The organism is Mesorhizobium sp. M0208, from assembly GCF_040322015.1.
GTDB lineage: Bacteria > Pseudomonadota > Alphaproteobacteria > Rhizobiales > Rhizobiaceae > Mesorhizobium.
Genome location: NZ_JAMYSP010000035.1, coordinates 53688 through 68427, shown reverse-complemented (window position 1 = coordinate 68427; position 14740 = coordinate 53688). Strand labels below are relative to the sequence as shown.

The 14740-nt window shown below is 61.8% G+C and carries 19 protein-coding genes; 13 read left to right on the top strand and 6 right to left on the bottom strand.

Annotated elements, in window-relative coordinates; genetic code table 11:
• Positions 1–188, top strand: a 188-nt coding sequence (locus NKJ17_RS26755) for a hypothetical protein (protein ID WP_352690866.1), incomplete at its 5' end; no start/stop codon positions are given.
• A gap of 94 nt (positions 189–282) precedes the next feature.
• Here NKJ17_RS26755 and tyrS read toward each other — a convergent pair.
• Positions 283–1536: a tyrosine--tRNA ligase gene (tyrS, locus tag NKJ17_RS26750; protein ID WP_352506451.1), complete on the bottom strand. Its 1254-nt coding sequence runs from the start codon at positions 1534–1536 to the stop codon at positions 283–285.
• Here tyrS and NKJ17_RS26745 point away from each other — a divergent pair.
• From NKJ17_RS26745 to NKJ17_RS26735, 3 genes are all read left to right on the top strand, one after another.
• Positions 1523–1708 (top strand): hypothetical protein, encoded by a 186-nt coding sequence (locus NKJ17_RS26745; RefSeq protein WP_352506450.1) that lies wholly within the window; start codon positions 1523–1525, stop codon positions 1706–1708. The two genes, tyrS and NKJ17_RS26745, sit on opposite strands and share 14 nt — an antisense overlap.
• Before the next feature lie 116 nt (positions 1709–1824).
• On the top strand, positions 1825–2553 hold the full coding sequence (locus NKJ17_RS26740; protein WP_352477338.1) for a glycosyltransferase family 2 protein: 729 nt from the start codon (positions 1825–1827) through the stop codon (positions 2551–2553).
• The gene (locus tag NKJ17_RS26735; RefSeq protein ID WP_023674681.1) at positions 2546–2878 is read left to right on the top strand and encodes a lipid-A-disaccharide synthase N-terminal domain-containing protein; all 333 of its coding nucleotides are present in this window, start codon (positions 2546–2548) and stop codon (positions 2876–2878) included. The genes NKJ17_RS26740 and NKJ17_RS26735 overlap by 8 nt, the downstream gene beginning before the upstream one ends.
• A gap of 40 nt (positions 2879–2918) precedes the next feature.
• On the opposite strand, the gene NKJ17_RS26730 is transcribed toward NKJ17_RS26735, so the two are convergent.
• On the bottom strand, positions 2919–3587 hold the full coding sequence (locus tag NKJ17_RS26730) for an FMN-binding negative transcriptional regulator (RefSeq protein ID WP_352506449.1): 669 nt from the start codon (positions 3585–3587) through the stop codon (positions 2919–2921).
• Positions 3588–3593: 6 nt separating this feature from the next.
• A complete protein-coding gene (locus NKJ17_RS26725) occupies positions 3594–4268 on the bottom strand; it encodes an alpha/beta hydrolase (RefSeq protein ID WP_023674683.1) in 675 nt (224 codons plus the stop codon).
• 254 nt (positions 4269–4522) lie between these two features.
• Between NKJ17_RS26725 and NKJ17_RS26720 the strand changes: the two genes are divergently transcribed.
• The 7 genes from NKJ17_RS26720 (at position 4523) to NKJ17_RS26690 (ending at position 11580) form a co-directional block, all read left to right on the top strand.
• Positions 4523–5701, top strand: coding sequence for a cysteine desulfurase family protein (locus tag NKJ17_RS26720; RefSeq protein WP_352506448.1), 1179 nt, complete (start codon positions 4523–4525; stop codon positions 5699–5701).
• A gap of 187 nt (positions 5702–5888) precedes the next feature.
• Positions 5889–7406, top strand: coding sequence for a Fe-S cluster assembly protein SufB (gene sufB, locus NKJ17_RS26715; RefSeq protein ID WP_352506447.1), 1518 nt, complete (start codon positions 5889–5891; stop codon positions 7404–7406).
• Positions 7407–7425: 19 nt separating this feature from the next.
• A complete protein-coding gene (locus NKJ17_RS26710; protein WP_352506446.1) occupies positions 7426–7692 on the top strand; it encodes a hypothetical protein in 267 nt (88 codons plus the stop codon).
• Entirely contained in the window at positions 7692–8447 is a 756-nt protein-coding gene (gene sufC, locus NKJ17_RS26705; protein ID WP_352506445.1) for a Fe-S cluster assembly ATPase SufC, read from the top strand. The genes NKJ17_RS26710 and sufC overlap by 1 nt, the downstream gene beginning before the upstream one ends.
• 43 nt (positions 8448–8490) lie before the next feature.
• The gene (gene sufD / locus NKJ17_RS26700; protein ID WP_352690861.1) at positions 8491–9759 is read left to right on the top strand and encodes a Fe-S cluster assembly protein SufD; all 1269 of its coding nucleotides are present in this window, start codon (positions 8491–8493) and stop codon (positions 9757–9759) included.
• Between the two features lie 178 nt (positions 9760–9937).
• On the top strand, positions 9938–11179 hold the full coding sequence (locus NKJ17_RS26695) for a cysteine desulfurase (protein ID WP_352506443.1): 1242 nt from the start codon (positions 9938–9940) through the stop codon (positions 11177–11179).
• Positions 11180–11184: 5 nt separating this feature from the next.
• Positions 11185–11580: an SUF system Fe-S cluster assembly protein gene (locus NKJ17_RS26690; RefSeq protein WP_352458424.1), complete on the top strand. Its 396-nt coding sequence runs from the start codon at positions 11185–11187 to the stop codon at positions 11578–11580.
• Here NKJ17_RS26690 and NKJ17_RS26685 read toward each other — a convergent pair.
• Complete coding sequence (locus NKJ17_RS26685) at positions 11504–12115, bottom strand: STM3941 family protein (protein WP_352506442.1); 612 nt, start codon at positions 12113–12115, stop codon at positions 11504–11506. The two genes, NKJ17_RS26690 and NKJ17_RS26685, sit on opposite strands and share 77 nt — an antisense overlap.
• A 132-nt stretch (positions 12116–12247) precedes the next feature.
• On the opposite strand from NKJ17_RS26685, the gene sufA reads away from it, so the two are divergent.
• Positions 12248–12628, top strand: a complete 381-nt coding sequence (gene sufA / locus NKJ17_RS26680; RefSeq protein WP_006206001.1) for a Fe-S cluster assembly scaffold SufA — start codon at positions 12248–12250, stop codon at positions 12626–12628.
• Positions 12629–12663: 35 nt separating this feature from the next.
• Here the strand turns inward: sufA and NKJ17_RS26675 are convergent, their stop codons facing one another.
• Positions 12664–13161, bottom strand: a complete 498-nt coding sequence (locus NKJ17_RS26675) for a GFA family protein (protein WP_352506441.1) — start codon at positions 13159–13161, stop codon at positions 12664–12666.
• Between the two features lie 91 nt (positions 13162–13252).
• Here NKJ17_RS26675 and NKJ17_RS26670 point away from each other — a divergent pair, with 91 nt between their 5' ends.
• Positions 13253–13576, top strand: coding sequence for a TfoX/Sxy family protein (locus NKJ17_RS26670; protein WP_352506440.1), 324 nt, complete (start codon positions 13253–13255; stop codon positions 13574–13576).
• 34 nt (positions 13577–13610) lie between these two features.
• Here the strand turns inward: NKJ17_RS26670 and NKJ17_RS26665 are convergent, their stop codons facing one another.
• Positions 13611–14543, bottom strand: a complete 933-nt coding sequence (locus NKJ17_RS26665) for a PfkB family carbohydrate kinase (protein WP_352506439.1) — start codon at positions 14541–14543, stop codon at positions 13611–13613.
• Positions 14544–14740 lie beyond the last annotated feature (197 nt).

Here is a 14740-nt window from a genome sequence, read left to right as displayed (position 1 = left end):
CTCAACGCGAGCGCGACGACCGGTTCTTGATCTCTACCTCAACCGCAGGCGCCCCTCCCGCGCAGCGGGTTCGTTCCCCGGCCCCGAACAAGACGTTCATCGAAGCGCCGCAGAACGTCCGCAATTTGCGCTACCTGCTCCTTCCGATCGATGAGACGAATGGCATCTCGGCCATTCTCGGGAGCTAGCCGATTAACCTCGGCCGTGATTCCGAACCTAAGGTCCAGCGCCGCAAGATGAAACCGGTTTCGGAAAAGATCTAACAGGAAGGGCGGGCCCTGGTCAGACCGGCCGCACCAGAACGTGCTTCTTCTTGCCGAGCGACAGCTTTGCGACGTTTTCCGGCCCCAGATCCTGCAGCGTCACCATCCTGCGATCGTCTGACACGGGCTGATCGTTAAGGCGCATGGCGCCGCCCTGGATATGCCGCCGTGCCTCGCCGTTGGACGCAGCCAGCCCGGCGGTGACGAACAGCGACAATATGCCGACGCCGGCTTCAAGATCGGCCCTGCCCACCTCGACTGTTGGCAGTGTTTCGGCGAGCGCCCCTTCTTCGAACGTCTTGCGCGCCGTTTCGCTGGCCTCCTCTGCCGCCCCGCGGCCATGCAGCATGGCGGTGATTTCGGTGGCGAGGATCTTCTTGGCTTCGTTGATCTCCGAGCCGCCGAGCCGTTCGAGGCGCGCGACCTCGGCGAGCGGCAAGGTCGTATAGAGCTTGAGGAAACGGCCGACATCGGCATCCTCGGTGTTGCGCCAATATTGCCAGAAGTCGTACGGGCTCAACATCTCCGCATCGAGCCAGACCGCGCCCGAGGCCGACTTGCCCATCTTGGCGCCGGACGAGGTGGTGAGCAGCGGCGTCGTCAGCGCATAAAGCTGCGCGCCTTCCATGCGATGGCCGAGATCGATACCGTTGACGATGTTGCCCCACTGGTCGGAGCCGCCCATCTGCAGCCGGCAACCGAGGCGCTTGTAGAGCTCGACGAAGTCGTAGGCCTGCAGGATCATGTAGTTGAATTCGAGGAACGACAGCGACTGCTCGCGATCCAGCCGGAGCTTGACCGAATCGAAGGCCAGCATGCGGTTGACCGAAAAATGCCGGCCGACATCGCGCAGAAAATTGACGTAGTTGATATCCATCAGCCAGTCGGCATTGTTGATCATGACGGCGCCGTTCGGGCCGCTGCCGAATTTGAGGTAGGGCATGAAGTTGCGGCGGATGCCGGCGAGATTGTTCTCGATATCCTGCGGCGTCAAAAGCTTGCGGGCCTCGTCCTTGAACGACGGATCGCCAATCATCGAGGTGCCGCCGCCCATCAGCGCGATCGGCCGGTGGCCGGTCTGCTGCAGCCAGTAAAGCATCATGATCTGGATCAGCGACCCGGCATGCAGGCTCCTCGCGGTGGCGTCGAAGCCGATATAGGCGCTCACCGTTTCCGTGGCGAAAAGCTGGTCGAGGCCGGCATCGTCCGAGGTCTGGTGGATGAAACCGCGCTCGCTCATGGTGCGCAGGAAATCGGATTTGAAGGCGGACATTTTCTTTCCCGAAAAGCTTCCGGCCGAACGCGGCCCGGCTGTGCATGAAGGCGGGCGTTTAGCACTCAAGCGCGATCAGCAAAAGTGGAATCCGGTTTTGCGTCCGATCACGCTTCGGATGGTTTTGCGCGATCAGCAAAAGTGGAATCCGGTTTTGTGTCCGCGCGGATAGCGTGCGGCCTGCTTGCGTCATTGTTTCGGCTGGCGTAATGAGGCGCCGCGCCAGCGGGGCTCTTCCTCTGGACCGCGCGGCATCGATCGAATGCCATATCCTGTGACAGAGTCGAGATGCCGGAGATATCCATCGTCATTCCTTGCCGGAACGAGGCGGCGAACCTGCCGCTTCTGCTCGACGAGATCGGCACTGCCATGGCCGGGCGGGACTTCGAGGTCATCGTCGTCGACGATGGCTCGACAGACGATACGCCTTCGGTGCTTGCAGCAGAGGCAGCGCTTCGCCGGTTTCCGCTGCGCCATCTCAGGCATGAAAAATCCGCCGGACAGTCGCTCTCGGTGCGCTCAGGCGCCTGGGCGGCGCGGGGCGATATAGTCGCCACCATTGACGGCGACGGTCAGAACGACCCCGGTTATATCCCAGTGTTGATCGACGCGCTGCGGCAGGCTGGTCCCGAAGTCGGGGCCGCGCAGGGACAGCGTCTGAAGCGCCGCGACAGCAAGATCAAGCAACTGGCGTCGCGTTTCGCCAACGGGCTGAGAAAAGCCATCCTGCACGACGAGACGCGGGATACCGGCTGCGGCCTCAAGGCGATTCACACCGACATTTTGCGGAAATTGCCCTTCTTCGACGGCACCCATCGCTTTGTTCCAGCGCTGGTCATCCAGGAGGGCTACCGCGTCGTCCATTGCGATGTCGTCGACCGCTCCCGCCGTCACGGCAAATCGAATTACGGCATCTTCGATCGCGGCCTTCAGGGCGTGCTCGATCTTGCCGGCGTCTGGTGGCTGCGCCGCAGGCGCCGCAGAATGCCCAAAGTAGAGGAAATCAGGCATGGGTAACGTGCTTCAGGAATTGGCGACCTGGCTTCACGATGTTTTCGTCAAGCAATTCGATGCCTGGGTGCTGCTCGGCTTCGTCGCCCAGTTCTTCTTCACCATGCGCTTTCTGGTGCAGTGGGTGGCGTCGGAAAAAGCCAAGCGCAGCGTCGTGCCGATTGCCTTCTGGTTCTTTTCGCTGTTCGGCGGCGGCCTGCTGCTGATCTACGCCATCCAGCGTCAGGATCCGGTGTTCATCGCCGGCCAGGCCATGGGCCTGTTGATCTATATCCGCAATCTCTGGCTGATCGCCAACGAGCGCAAGGCGGCGATGACCAAGGTCGATTGAGCCCGCCACCGGCCTGAACCGGTCGAGCAAGCAAGCAAGACTACTTGCCGTCCAGCCCGCCGTAGGACCTTACCAACTGGACCATGTCGGCCGAGTTGGCGGTCTCGCTCTCGAGCCCCTCGGCGACACCGACGCGGTCGCCGGCCGGGCGGTTCTGGCTGACTTTCCACTTGCCGCTGATTTCGGTGATTTCGATTTCCAGGCCGACGATGCCCTTGATCTGTGACTGGATGAAGGGTGCCGGCGCGTCGGTCACCGCCCACGGCGCCGGGCGGCTGCCCTCCTGCGACATCGTCAGATCGGAAATCTGCTCGGCCAGCCAATCCTGGTCTTCGATCACCGTGACGATGCCGCGCACCTGGACGATGGCGTAGTTCCAGGTCGGCACCACCTTGCCGGTTTCACGCTTGGTCTCGTACCAGGACGGCGTCACATAGGCATCGGCGCCCTGGAAGACGACCAGCACCGGCACCAGGGGACTGTCGGCCAAAAGCCGCCATTGCGGATTGGCCTTGGCCAGATGGGCGCGCAGCCTGCCGTTCGGCGGCACATCCGCGTTGAGCAGGGAGGGCGCGTCTAGAAGAAAGGGAATTGCGTTGGCGATCGGCCCCTCGGTGCCGTTCGACACCAGCAGGCCAAGCGGATGCGCCCGGATCAGCCCGTGCAGGACGTCCGGCCGTGTTTCCTGGAAGTGAGGCGGTTGGTACATCGCCGATTATCTCAGCCGCTTCGGCCGTGGGTCGGACAGTTCCCCGGCCAGCCGGCGGTCGAGGTAGTCCGCGCATTCCTCGATCAGAAGCTCCGCATGGTTGGCAAAGAAATGGTTGGCGCCGGGCAAGGTCTTCTGAGTGATGGTAATGCCTTTTTGCGTGTGCAGCTTGTCGACCAGGCCCTGCACGTCCTTGGGCGGCGCGACCTTGTCGGCGTCGCCGTGGATGATCAGGCCGGACGACGGGCATGGCGCCAGGAACGAGAAATCATAGGTATTGGGCTGGGGCGCGACCGAGATAAAGCCCTCGATCTCCGGCCGGCGCATGAGAAGCTGCATGCCGATCCACGAGCCGAACGAATAGCCGGCAACCCAGCAACTCTTCGAATCGGGGTGCAGCGACTGCACCCAGTCGAGCGCCGCCGCGGCGTCGGACAACTCGCCGGTGCCGTGGTCGAACTCTCCCTGGCTGCGGCCGATGCCGCGGAAATTGAAGCGCAGCGTGGTGAAATTGCGCTTCTGGAACATGTAGAAGAGGTCGTAGACGATCTTGTTGTTCATCGTGCCGCCGAACTGGGGGTGCGGGTGCAGGACGATGGCAATCGGCGCGCTCTTTTCCTTCGAGGGCTGATAGCGACCCTCCAGACGGCCGGCCGGACCGGTGAAAATGACCTCAGGCATGAAATACTCCACTTGGCATAAATTGCGCGGCGCCCGGAACAACTTTTCCTCTGGCCCCAGTTTTCCCTAGGCCTTGACGCAGGGCGAGCGTCTTTCTAGAAGCTAGTTTAGAATTGTTCAAAACTGGGCGGCCAAAACTGTGGCTCGGCCACCCGCGCCGCAAGCCGCGTAAATAGGACGTCTTGCCTTGCAATTTCAAGGAAATAACGCGCTATCTTCGCGGAACGGCTTTTGAAGGGACCAGTTGGACGGAAATGGCCGGAGCACGCGCCTATCTCGACTACAATGCCAGCGCGCCGCTGCTTGCCGCCGCGCGCGCGGCGGTGGTCGCCGCGCTCGACGTCGCCGCCAACCCGTCCTCCGTCCATGCCGAGGGCCGCGCTGCGCGGCGGCTGATCGAGGATGCCAGGCGCAATGTGGCGCGACTGGCCAACGCCAGGGCCGAGCATGTCGTATTCACCTCCGGCGCGACGGAAGCGGCCTCGACGCTGCTGACGCCGGACTGGCAGATGGGGCGCGGTGCTGTCCGTATGAGCCGGCTCTATGTGTCCGAGGCCGATCATCCTTGCCTGCTGAACGGCGGGCGTTTCCCAGCGGCGCAGGTGATACGGATCGGCGTCGACGCCGACGGCGTCGTCAGGCTCGACGTTTTGGCCGAGGCTCTCGCCCAGCATGACAAGGCCGAAGGCTTACCGCTGGTGGCCATCCACGCTGCCAACAATGAAACCGGCGTAATCCAGCCGGTCGGCCGCATCGCCGAAATCGTCAAGGCGGCGGGTGGCATCCTGGTCGTCGATGCCGTGCAGGCAGCCGGCCGCATTCCGCTCGATATATCAGAGGCTTACGCAGACTATTTTATTCTCTCGTCGCACAAGATCGGCGGCCCCAAGGGCGTCGGCGCCATTGTCGCGGCGTCGGACCTGATGATGCCAAAACCGCTGGTCAGCGGCGGCGGCCAGGAAAAGGGCCATCGGGGCGGCACCGAAAACCTGGCGGCGATTGCCGGGTTTGGTGCGGCCGCTAGCGAAGCGTCTGCCGGCTTGCAAACGATCGAAGCGGTGCGGCAGCGTCGCGACGAAATCGAGGCGATCGTTAAAACGCTTGTTCCGGACGCCGAAATCTTCGGGACCGGCGCTGCAAGGCTTGCCAATACCACATTCTTCGCTATTCCCGGCATCAAGGCCGAGACGGCGCAGATCGCCTTCGACCTTGCCGGTGTGGCGCTGTCGGCCGGATCGGCCTGTTCGTCGGGCAAAGTCGGGCCGAGTCACGTGCTGAAAGCCATGGGTTACGGCGATAGCGTTGGCGCGTTGCGTGTGTCCATCGGCCACGCGACCAGCGCCAAGGATATCGAGCTGTTTCGCGCGGCGCTGGCGACGATCGTTGCACGGCAAGCCGGTAGGGAAAAGGTGAACAGGGAAAAGGCCGCCTGAGCGCGGCGAAGGAATATTTGGGCCTTGTGGCCTGGTAGAGCCGTGCGTTCGAATTTGGCCGGGTGAATTTCCGGCATGAACGCACTATATGAAACTTACGCCGCCGCGGGTGCTCAAGGGTGCTCGTTCGCGGTGCCATAGTTTGAAAACTGCCGGGCCTTGACCCCGGCGTGGATGGAGAACGCTGATGCCTGCTGTGCAGGAGACGATCGATCGAGTTCGAAAGATCGATGTCGACCAGTATAAATACGGATTCCAGACCGAAATCGCGATGGACAAGGCCCCCAAGGGCCTGAGTGAAGACATTATCCGCTTCATTTCGGCCAAGAAGGACGAGCCGTCCTGGATGCTGGAATGGCGCCTGGAAGCCTATCGCCGCTGGCTGACGCTGGACGAGCCGAAATGGGCGCGCGTCCACTATCCCAAAATCGATTTCCAGGACATTTATTATTACGCGGCGCCCAAGAGCACGCCCGGCCCGACTTCGCTCAGCGAGGTCGATCCCGAACTGCTGAAGGTCTACGAGAAGCTCGGCATTCCGCTCAGGGAACAGGAAATCCTCGCCGGCGTGCAGAAGACCGATGCGTCGGAGCTCGAGGAAGCCAGCGACAACGTCTACAAGTCGGGCCGCGTCGCCGTCGATGCGGTGTTCGATTCCGTCTCCGTCGTCACCACTTTCAAGAAGGAGCTGGCGCAGGCCGGCGTCATCTTCTGCTCGATCTCGGAAGCCATCCGCGAGCATCCGGAGCTGGTGAAGAAGTATCTCGGCTCGGTCGTGCCGACCTCCGACAATTTCTACGCGACGCTGAATTCGGCCGTGTTCACCGACGGCTCCTTCGTCTTCGTGCCCAGGGGCGTGCGCTGCCCGATGGAACTGTCGACTTATTTCCGCATGAACGAGAAGAATACCGGCCAGTTCGAGCGCACGCTGATCATCGCTGAGGAGGGGGCTTACGTCTCTTACCTCGAAGGCTGCACGGCGCCGCAACGCGACGAGAACCAGCTTCATGCCGCGGTGGTCGAGCTGATCGCGCTCGATGACGCCGAAATCAAATATTCGACGGTGCAGAACTGGTATCCCGGCGACGCCGAAGGCAAGGGCGGCATCTATAATTTCGTCACCAAGCGCGGCGACTGCCGCGGCCATCGCTCGAAGATTTCGTGGACACAGGTCGAGACCGGTTCGGCCATCACCTGGAAATATCCGAGCTGCATCCTGCGCGGCGACGATTCTAGTGGCGAGTTCTATTCGATCGCCGTCTCCAACGGCTATCAGCAGGTCGACAGCGGCACCAAGATGATCCATCTCGGCAAGAACACGTCGAGCCGCATCATCTCCAAGGGCATTGCCGCCGGCTTCTCGCAGAACACCTATCGCGGCCAGGTCTCGGCGCACCGCAAGGCGACCAACGCCCGCAACTTCACCAATTGCGATTCCCTGCTGATCGGCGATCAGTGCGGCGCACACACCGTGCCCTACATGGAAGCCAAGAATTCGACCGCGCAGTTCGAGCACGAGGCGACCACTTCGAAGATTTCAGAGGACCAGAAGTTCTACGTCATGCAGCGCGGCATCCCGGAAGAAGAGGCGATTGCGCTGATCGTCAACGGCTTCGTCAAGGACGTCATCCAGCAACTGCCGATGGAATTCGCGGTCGAAGCGCAGAAGCTGATCGGGATTAGTCTTGAGGGGAGTGTTGGGTGAGTTAACTGGAACGGCGATCATGGATTTGTTCAAGCGGGTGGAAGGCTTGATATTTGCCGTTCTGATGCTCTTGCTGACATTGGCTGTTGGTGGTGCTGTGATGGCGTTGATAGGCGCAGTGTTTGGCTTGAGTTCGACAAAAACTATTGGTGGTTCGATTGCAGGCTTAAGCGCGGCTGGGTTTTTTGGCTGGATGTTGGTCACCAGCAAGTTTGTACGCGCTTTTCGAGCTTTTAGAAAAGTTCCGTCGCAGGCCGGGCACCGCGAACAAGAAAGTGGAAAATAATGCTTGAAATCAGAAACCTCCATGCCCGTATCGTCGATGACGGCACCGAGATCATCCGCGGCCTGAATCTTTCGGTGAAGGCCGGTGAGGTCGCCGCCATCATGGGGCCGAACGGCTCGGGGAAATCGACGCTGTCCTATATCCTCGCCGGCCGCGAGGACTATGAGGTCACCGAGGGCGACATCCTCTACAACGGCCAGTCGATCCTTGAAATGGATCCGGCCGAGCGCGCTACCGCCGGCATCTTTCTCGCCTTCCAGTATCCGATGGAGATACCGGGCGTGGCGACGATGGAATTCCTGAAAGTGGCGATGAACGAGCAGCGCAAGGCGCGCGGCCAGGAGCCGCTAAAAATCCCGGAATTCCTCAAGCGCGTGAAGGACGCGGCGGCCTCGCTCAACATGGACATGGCGATGCTGAAGCGGCCGCTCAATGTCGGCTTTTCCGGCGGCGAGAAGAAGCGCGCCGAGATCTTGCAGATGAAGCTTCTCGAGCCGAAGCTTTGCGTCCTCGACGAGACCGATTCCGGCCTCGATATCGACGCGCTGAAGATCGTCGCGGACGGCGTCAACACGCTGCGCTCGCCGGACCGCGCCATCGTCGTCATCACCCACTACCAGCGCCTGCTCCAATACATCGTGCCCGATACGGTGCACGTGCTCTACAGGGGCCAGGTGATCAAGTCGGGCGACAAGTCGCTTGCGCTCGATCTCGAGGCCAATGGCTATGCCGGCGTGATCGGGCAAGCCGCGTGAGATGCCAGCAGGCCCGGAAGGCAAGCCAAACAAGGCGATACTGATGAATATGCACACGACACCCCAGCGGACACCGGCCGAAACGGCGCTGATCGACGCCTTTGGCGAGCGGCTGTCGCTGCTGCCCGGCGACGGCGCGGTGATGCTGAAGCGCGACGACGCCATCGAGGCGATCAAGAGCGGCCTGCCGACGCGGCGCGTCGAATCCTGGCACTATACGGACCTGCGCCGGCTGCTGATCTCGGTGCCGGACTTCGATCCGGCAGCGGTCGCGAAAGCCGTTGCGCCGATCGTCGAGGGCTCCAGCGTTTTGCCGGTGCTGAACGGCGTTTCGAATATGAAACTGCCCGATATCGAAGGCGTTGCCGTGCAGCGCCTGTCGGAGAAGCTGACCGACGGCAGCGCAGCATCTGGGCTTGATTCTTATGGCAGCGACGACGCCATCGGCGCGCTCAACACCGCCTTTGTCGTCGACGGCTATTTCGTCGACATCGCCGACGGCGCCCAACTGGAAAAGCCGCTTGAGCTGCAGAATCTGCAGGCCGGTGGACAGACGCATGTACGCCTGGCCGTCCGTGTCGGTGCCGGCGCCAACGCTGTCATCGTCGAACGCCAGGCGGGCGAGGGGGCGGCGCTGGTCAGTTCGGTCAGCCAGCTTGTGCTTGGCGAGGGCGCCGAAGTGACATGGCTTGTCGTGCAGGAGCAGCCGGATACGGCGACGCATCTCGCCCAGTTCAAGGCGCATCTCGGCAAGAATTCGAAGCTGACGCTGTTCGTCATGAATGCCGGCGGCAGACTGGTGCGCCAAGAGGTCGTTGTGAAGACGACCGGCGAGGGCGCCGAATTCACGCTGCGCGGCATCAATCTGCTCGCCGGCGACACCCATACCGACGTCACCATGGTGCTCGACCACGCCGTGCCGCATACCGCATCGACCGAAGTCATCCGCAATGTGGTGACCGGCAAGGCGCGCGGCGTCTTCCAGGGCCGCATCAACGTCCACCAATATGCGCAGAAGACCAACGCCAAGATGGCCTGCAACACGCTGCTTCTGTCGGACGACGGCGAGTTCTCGACCAAGCCGGAACTCGAAATCTTCGCCGACGACGTCGTCTGCGGCCATGGCGCGACCGTCACCGAGATCGACCACAGCCATCTGTTTTACCTGATGGCGCGCGGCGTCGACGAGAAGACCGCGCGCGGCTTGCTGGTCAAGGCCTTCGTCGCCGAAGTGATCGAGGAACTGGACGACGAGGCCATCGTCGAGGCGCTGGAACGTCGGCTCGACGATTGGTTTTTGACGCACGGGTAGAGGTGACTGAGGGGTTGGTGCCAACACCCCTCATCCGTCGCCTTCGGCGCCACCTTCTCCACAAGGGGAGAAGGAGAGGCGCTCTTCCTTCTCCCCTTGTGGGAGAAGGTGGCCGAGCGAAGCTCGGTCGGATGAGGGGTGCTGGACGGAATGAGGCGATGCCTCGAGAGAGCTTGTGATGGACCAGAAAGTCGAAAACATCCCCTACGACGTCGAGGCGATCCGCCGCGACTTCCCGATCCTGTCGCGGCAAGTTTACGGCAAACCTCTGGTCTATCTCGACAATGGCGCCTCGGCGCAGAAGCCGCAGGCCGTGCTCGACGCTATCCAGCACGCCTATTCCCAGGAATATGCCAACGTCCACCGCGGCCTGCATTTCCTGTCCAATGCTGCGACCGACGCCTATGAGAAGGCGCGCGAGACGGTGCGCCGTTTCCTCAACGCACCGAGCACCGACAACATCGTCTTCACCTCGAACACCACGGCGGCGATCAACACGGTTGCCTATGGTTTCGGCATGCCCAATATCGGCGAAGGCGACGAGATCGTGCTCTCGATCATGGAGCACCATTCCAACATCGTGCCGTGGCATTTCATCCGCGAACGGCAGGGCGCGAAACTGGTCTGGGTGCCGGTCGACGATCTCGGCGTCTTCCACATCGAGGAATTCGAGAAGCGGCTGACCGACCGCACAAAACTGGTTGCTATCACACATATGTCGAACGCGCTGGGCACGGTGACGCCGATCAAGGAGATCGTGCGCATCGCCCATGCCCGCGGCATTCCGGTGCTGGTCGACGGCAGCCAAAGCGCCGTGCACATGCCGATCGACGTGCAGGACCTCGACTGCGACTTTTTCGTCTTCACCGGCCACAAGGTTTATGGCCCGTCGGGCATCGGCGTGCTCTACGGCAAGAAGGATATTCTGGAGCGCATGCGCCCGTTCATGGGCGGCGGCGAGATGATCGAGGAGGTGACGCAAGACATCGTCACCTACAACGACCCGCCGCACCGTTTCGAGGCCGGCACGCCGCCGATCGTGCAGGCGATCGGGCTTGGTGCTGCGCTGGAATACATGGAAAAGATCGGCCGTGAGCGCATCGCAGCGCACGAGGCCGATTTGAAGGACTATGCGCATCAGCGGCTGCGCGCCATCAACTCGCTGCGCATCTTCGGCGATGCGCCCGGCAAGGGCGCCATCATCTCGTTCGAGCTGCAGGGCATTCACGCCCATGACGTGTCGATGGTTATCGACCGGCAGGGCGTGGCGGTCCGCGCCGGCACGCATTGCGCCCAACCGCTGTTGAAACGCTTCGGCGTAACATCCACATGCAGGGCATCGTTCGGCATGTATAATACCAGGGCCGAAGTCGACGCTTTGGCCGATGCGCTGGAAAAGGCGCGAAAGTTCTTCGGGTGACGATCATGGATGATGCCAGCCACACCGCCGAAAGCACGGCACTGGATATGACCACCAATGCGGCGGTTTCCGGGTCAACGATTCCTGCCGACGAACTGGCGCGGCTGACCGACGACATCGTCTCGGCGCTGAAGACGGTCTATGACCCCGAAATCCCGGCCGACATCTACGAACTTGGCCTTGTCTACAAGATCGACATCGAGGACGACCGCTCGGTCAAGATCGACATGACGCTGACCGCACCCGGCTGCCCGGTGGCCGGCGAAATGCCGGGTTGGGTGGAAAATGCCGTCGGCGCCGTCGAAGGCGTTTCCGGTGTCGAGGTCAACATGACCTTCGACCCGCCCTGGTCGCCCGACCGCATGTCGGAAGAGGCACAGGTGGCGGTGGGCTGGTATTGAGATCAGTCGACCTTGCACCGTATGCTTTGGCATAAGCCGTGATCGCTGAGAACAGCTCGTCAAACTTGACGTCGTGGTCTCCCGTGCCAATACACATCGCGTCTAAACCCATCGCTCTATTGGGTCCCCGACTCCAGCGCGCCATTTTGGTCAAAGATGGGCTCTGCCAGACGCTCTCTAGGACTTCTACCAAAAGGAACTTTTGTCGCCGGTAACTCCGCTCAGAAATGTGCTTCACGACACTCCATGGAATGAACTCTGCTGACAGGCGGACGTCCCAAAAGCCCTTAGGCGACAAAACTAGCGTCGGCCGTTTCAAATCGAAAAGACGCACCACAGCGATCACAAAAGTGCCGGTGAACAATATAGCCGTTATCCAACCGAGAAATTGCTTGAAGCTACCTGGAGCGATATTCGGCACTAGGCGCCATCCAAGCGCAATGCCTAAAGTTGTCATCGCTACCGATATAACAGCCAGCAGGCCGAGCCGAGCAGGAGATGACCGAAATTCAACTGTTTGATTGGTGTCAAGCATTTAGCCTCTCGCCATACTTCGATTGTCGCCAACTGAAATTACATCCAAATTGGTTGCAGTAAGCAGAAAACTTCACCATCTTAGGTAAGAATGATCCGCAGGCCTTGAACCCGCGTGAAAGTGGAGAACGATATGGGACGCTTCGCCGTCATCACCATGACCGAAAAGGCCGCCGACCGGGTCCGCGAGATCGTCGCGACCCGCGAGAACGCGCATGGCATCCGCCTGGGCATCAAGAAGGGTGGCTGCGCCGGCATGGAATATACCGTCGATCTGGTGACCGAACCCAACACCAAGGACGACCACATCGAGCGCGACGGCGCCCACGTCTATGTCGCGCCGGAGGCAGCGCTTTTCCTGTTCGGCACCGAGATGGATTTCGAGCAGACGACGCTGCGCACCGGCTTCACCTTCCGCAACCCGAACCAGAGCTCGGCCTGCGGCTGCGGCGAATCGGTCGAACTGAAGCCGGCCGATTTGAAGGCCTTGGCTGAAGCGCGCGCTTCCGCCTGATCTTTCCTTCTCCTCCGTTCACGGGGAGAAGGGACCTAATCCACCCACATTCCTGTTCGTTTGTGCCAGTCGGCAATTGATTCTTCCGGGTAGACGTCGAAGACCTTGTCCCTTTTGCCGATCTCCGGCTCGACCCAGTTCGCCTTGTATTTCAGCATAAGATGCACCTTCTCCGGCGGCTTTGGCAGGTCTGTGTCGATCGCCGAGGCGAAGGGATGCACCAGCTCCGGCCAGGTTGGGTCGTAGAGCCAGAGCGCCGTCCCGCATTTCGTGCAGAAGTTCCGCTCGCCCGTCGAGGTTTCGCGGTGCGGGTGCTCGTCGTCCTCGATCTCGGCGCGATAGACACCGAGATGGCGCTTGCCATGGATTTTCAGCGTCTCGTAATCGGCGCCGAGATTGATGGCGAAACCGCCGCCGCCCTGCTGCTTGCGGCAGATCGAGCAATAGCACAGCATGAACGGCACGGGCGTGTGGCTTTCCACCTCGAAACGCACGGCATTGCACCGGCAAGATCCTTTGAGCAGAAGCGGCATGAAAAACTCCGACGAAATTTGATTCTGAACTTGTCAGGATGGTGCCGGTTACGTCGATGACAAGGGGAAATCCGGGTGACATGATCGCCGCATGGACAACGAGCGCATAGAAGAGCTTTTCGAAGGCCTCGGCCCGGTCAGCATCCGCAGGATGTTCGGCGGCAAGGGCATCTATTTCGACGGCGTCATCGTCGCCATCGTCGTCCGTGGCGAACTGATGCTGAAGGCGGACGCCGAAAGCGCGCCGGATTTCGAAGCGGCCGGGTGCCGGCAATGGACCTACACCGACTCGCGCCACGGCAAGCTCGTGTCTATGCCCTATTGGAGCGTTCCCGACAGCGCTTTCGACGATCCAGACGAGATGGCGATCTGGGCGCGGCGTGCCTACGAGGCAGGACGGCGCGCCGGCAAATAGGCTGCGTCATGCTTCGGCAATTCCGGGCCGCATTTCACGCCAGTTCCCGCGCCTCGGGCACGAGCGCCAGCGCCTCGGCAAAGCTGGCGCTGGTGAAGGCGGCGCGCTCGACGGCGAGCGCCGCGGCGGCAATGCCTTCGCGCAGTGCCGCGCGCAGCGTCAGGCCGCGCAGCAGGGCAGCGATCGTGGCGCCTGCCAATGCGTCGCCGGCGCCGGCAACGTCGGTCCGTTTTTGTAGCGGCCGTGGCGAGATCGAGAACGCGCCGGTTTGGTCGAAACCGAGCACCGGACCGTCGCCGTCGGTGACCACGCCGCTTTTCAGGCCGGCGCGTCTCAGGCCGTCGATGACGCCTTGATCGTCAGCATCGATGTCAACGCCGGCGATCACGCCGGCCTCGTGCCGGTTCATGAAGGCCAGCGCTAGAAGTCCGAGCACCGGCGTCAGCCGCGCCGCTCTGTTGGGCGAGACGGCAAGCGCAAACACCGCCTTGCCGGCGGCGAGTGCCGCCATCCGCTCCAGCGCGGTCGACGGCAGGTTGGCGTCGCACAGGATCGCATCGGCCGAACCGATAGCTTCGCGCACCTTGGCGCGGCGAATTTGCTTGGGAAGCGCCAGCTCGTAGAGCACCATGTCGGCAAGGCCGGCGATCAGTCCGCCATCGCTATCGATCAGCATCGTATGGCTTGGCGTTGCCCGGTCGAGGAACACCGCCGACAGGTCGGCAATGCCGGCCTCGGTGACGGCGCGCAAGACCGTGTCGCCAAGGGCATCGCCGCCGCGCACCGAAAGCAGCGAGGCCGAGGCGCCGCGTCGCACCGCCCAGCGCAAGGCGTTGAAGACGGCGCCGCCAACATGCTCGCGCATCGTGCCGGGGTTCAAGGCGGCTGGCACGAAGGCGCCGGCAACCCGGCCGCGCCGCTCGATATAGGCGCCGCCCACGGCCAGGATCGTCGGGGAGTTCATCATGCCGGCAAAATGCCCTTTGCTGTTGCGCGGGAGGAGACTAGGTCGCTGGGCGGAACCCTGCAATCGCGGGTGCGATTCGGTTGGTGACGGCAGCGGCGCCGCATGCGAGGCGGGAGGCATTGGGAAGCAAATTTACGAAACAAAAATAGAACAAATATGGATATCCGTTATTTTTCAAATCCTTGCCGCTCATTGAC

Bases quoted from the DNA above. Each gene is read 5' to 3' on its own strand.
- NKJ17_RS26710 (WP_352506446.1), top strand. From the start codon at position 7,426: ATGGATTTGTTCAAGCGGGTGGAAGGCTTGATATTTGCCGTTCTGATG.
- sufD (WP_352690861.1), top strand. From the start codon at position 8,491: ATGAATATGCACACGACACCCCAGCGGACACCGGCCGAAACGGCGCTG.
- NKJ17_RS26695 (WP_352506443.1), top strand. From the start codon at position 9,938: ATGGACCAGAAAGTCGAAAACATCCCCTACGACGTCGAGGCGATCCGC.
- NKJ17_RS26725 (WP_023674683.1), bottom strand. From the start codon at position 4,268: ATGCCTGAGGTCATTTTCACCGGTCCGGCCGGCCGTCTGGAGGGTCGC.
- sufB (WP_352506447.1), top strand. From the start codon at position 5,889: ATGCCTGCTGTGCAGGAGACGATCGATCGAGTTCGAAAGATCGATGTC.
- NKJ17_RS26735 (WP_023674681.1), top strand. From the start codon at position 2,546: ATGGGTAACGTGCTTCAGGAATTGGCGACCTGGCTTCACGATGTTTTC.
- sufC (WP_352506445.1), top strand. From the start codon at position 7,692: ATGCTTGAAATCAGAAACCTCCATGCCCGTATCGTCGATGACGGCACC.
- NKJ17_RS26690 (WP_352458424.1), top strand. From the start codon at position 11,185: ATGGATGATGCCAGCCACACCGCCGAAAGCACGGCACTGGATATGACC.
- NKJ17_RS26685 (WP_352506442.1), bottom strand. From the start codon at position 12,115: ATGCTTGACACCAATCAAACAGTTGAATTTCGGTCATCTCCTGCTCGG.
- NKJ17_RS26740 (WP_352477338.1), top strand. From the start codon at position 1,825: ATGCCGGAGATATCCATCGTCATTCCTTGCCGGAACGAGGCGGCGAAC.
- NKJ17_RS26675 (WP_352506441.1), bottom strand. From the start codon at position 13,161: ATGCCGCTTCTGCTCAAAGGATCTTGCCGGTGCAATGCCGTGCGTTTC.
- NKJ17_RS26670 (WP_352506440.1), top strand. From the start codon at position 13,253: ATGGACAACGAGCGCATAGAAGAGCTTTTCGAAGGCCTCGGCCCGGTC.
- sufA (WP_006206001.1), top strand. From the start codon at position 12,248: ATGGGACGCTTCGCCGTCATCACCATGACCGAAAAGGCCGCCGACCGG.
- tyrS (WP_352506451.1), bottom strand. From the start codon at position 1,536: ATGTCCGCCTTCAAATCCGATTTCCTGCGCACCATGAGCGAGCGCGGT.
- NKJ17_RS26665 (WP_352506439.1), bottom strand. From the start codon at position 14,543: ATGATGAACTCCCCGACGATCCTGGCCGTGGGCGGCGCCTATATCGAG.
- NKJ17_RS26730 (WP_352506449.1), bottom strand. From the start codon at position 3,587: ATGTACCAACCGCCTCACTTCCAGGAAACACGGCCGGACGTCCTGCAC.
- NKJ17_RS26720 (WP_352506448.1), top strand. From the start codon at position 4,523: ATGGCCGGAGCACGCGCCTATCTCGACTACAATGCCAGCGCGCCGCTG.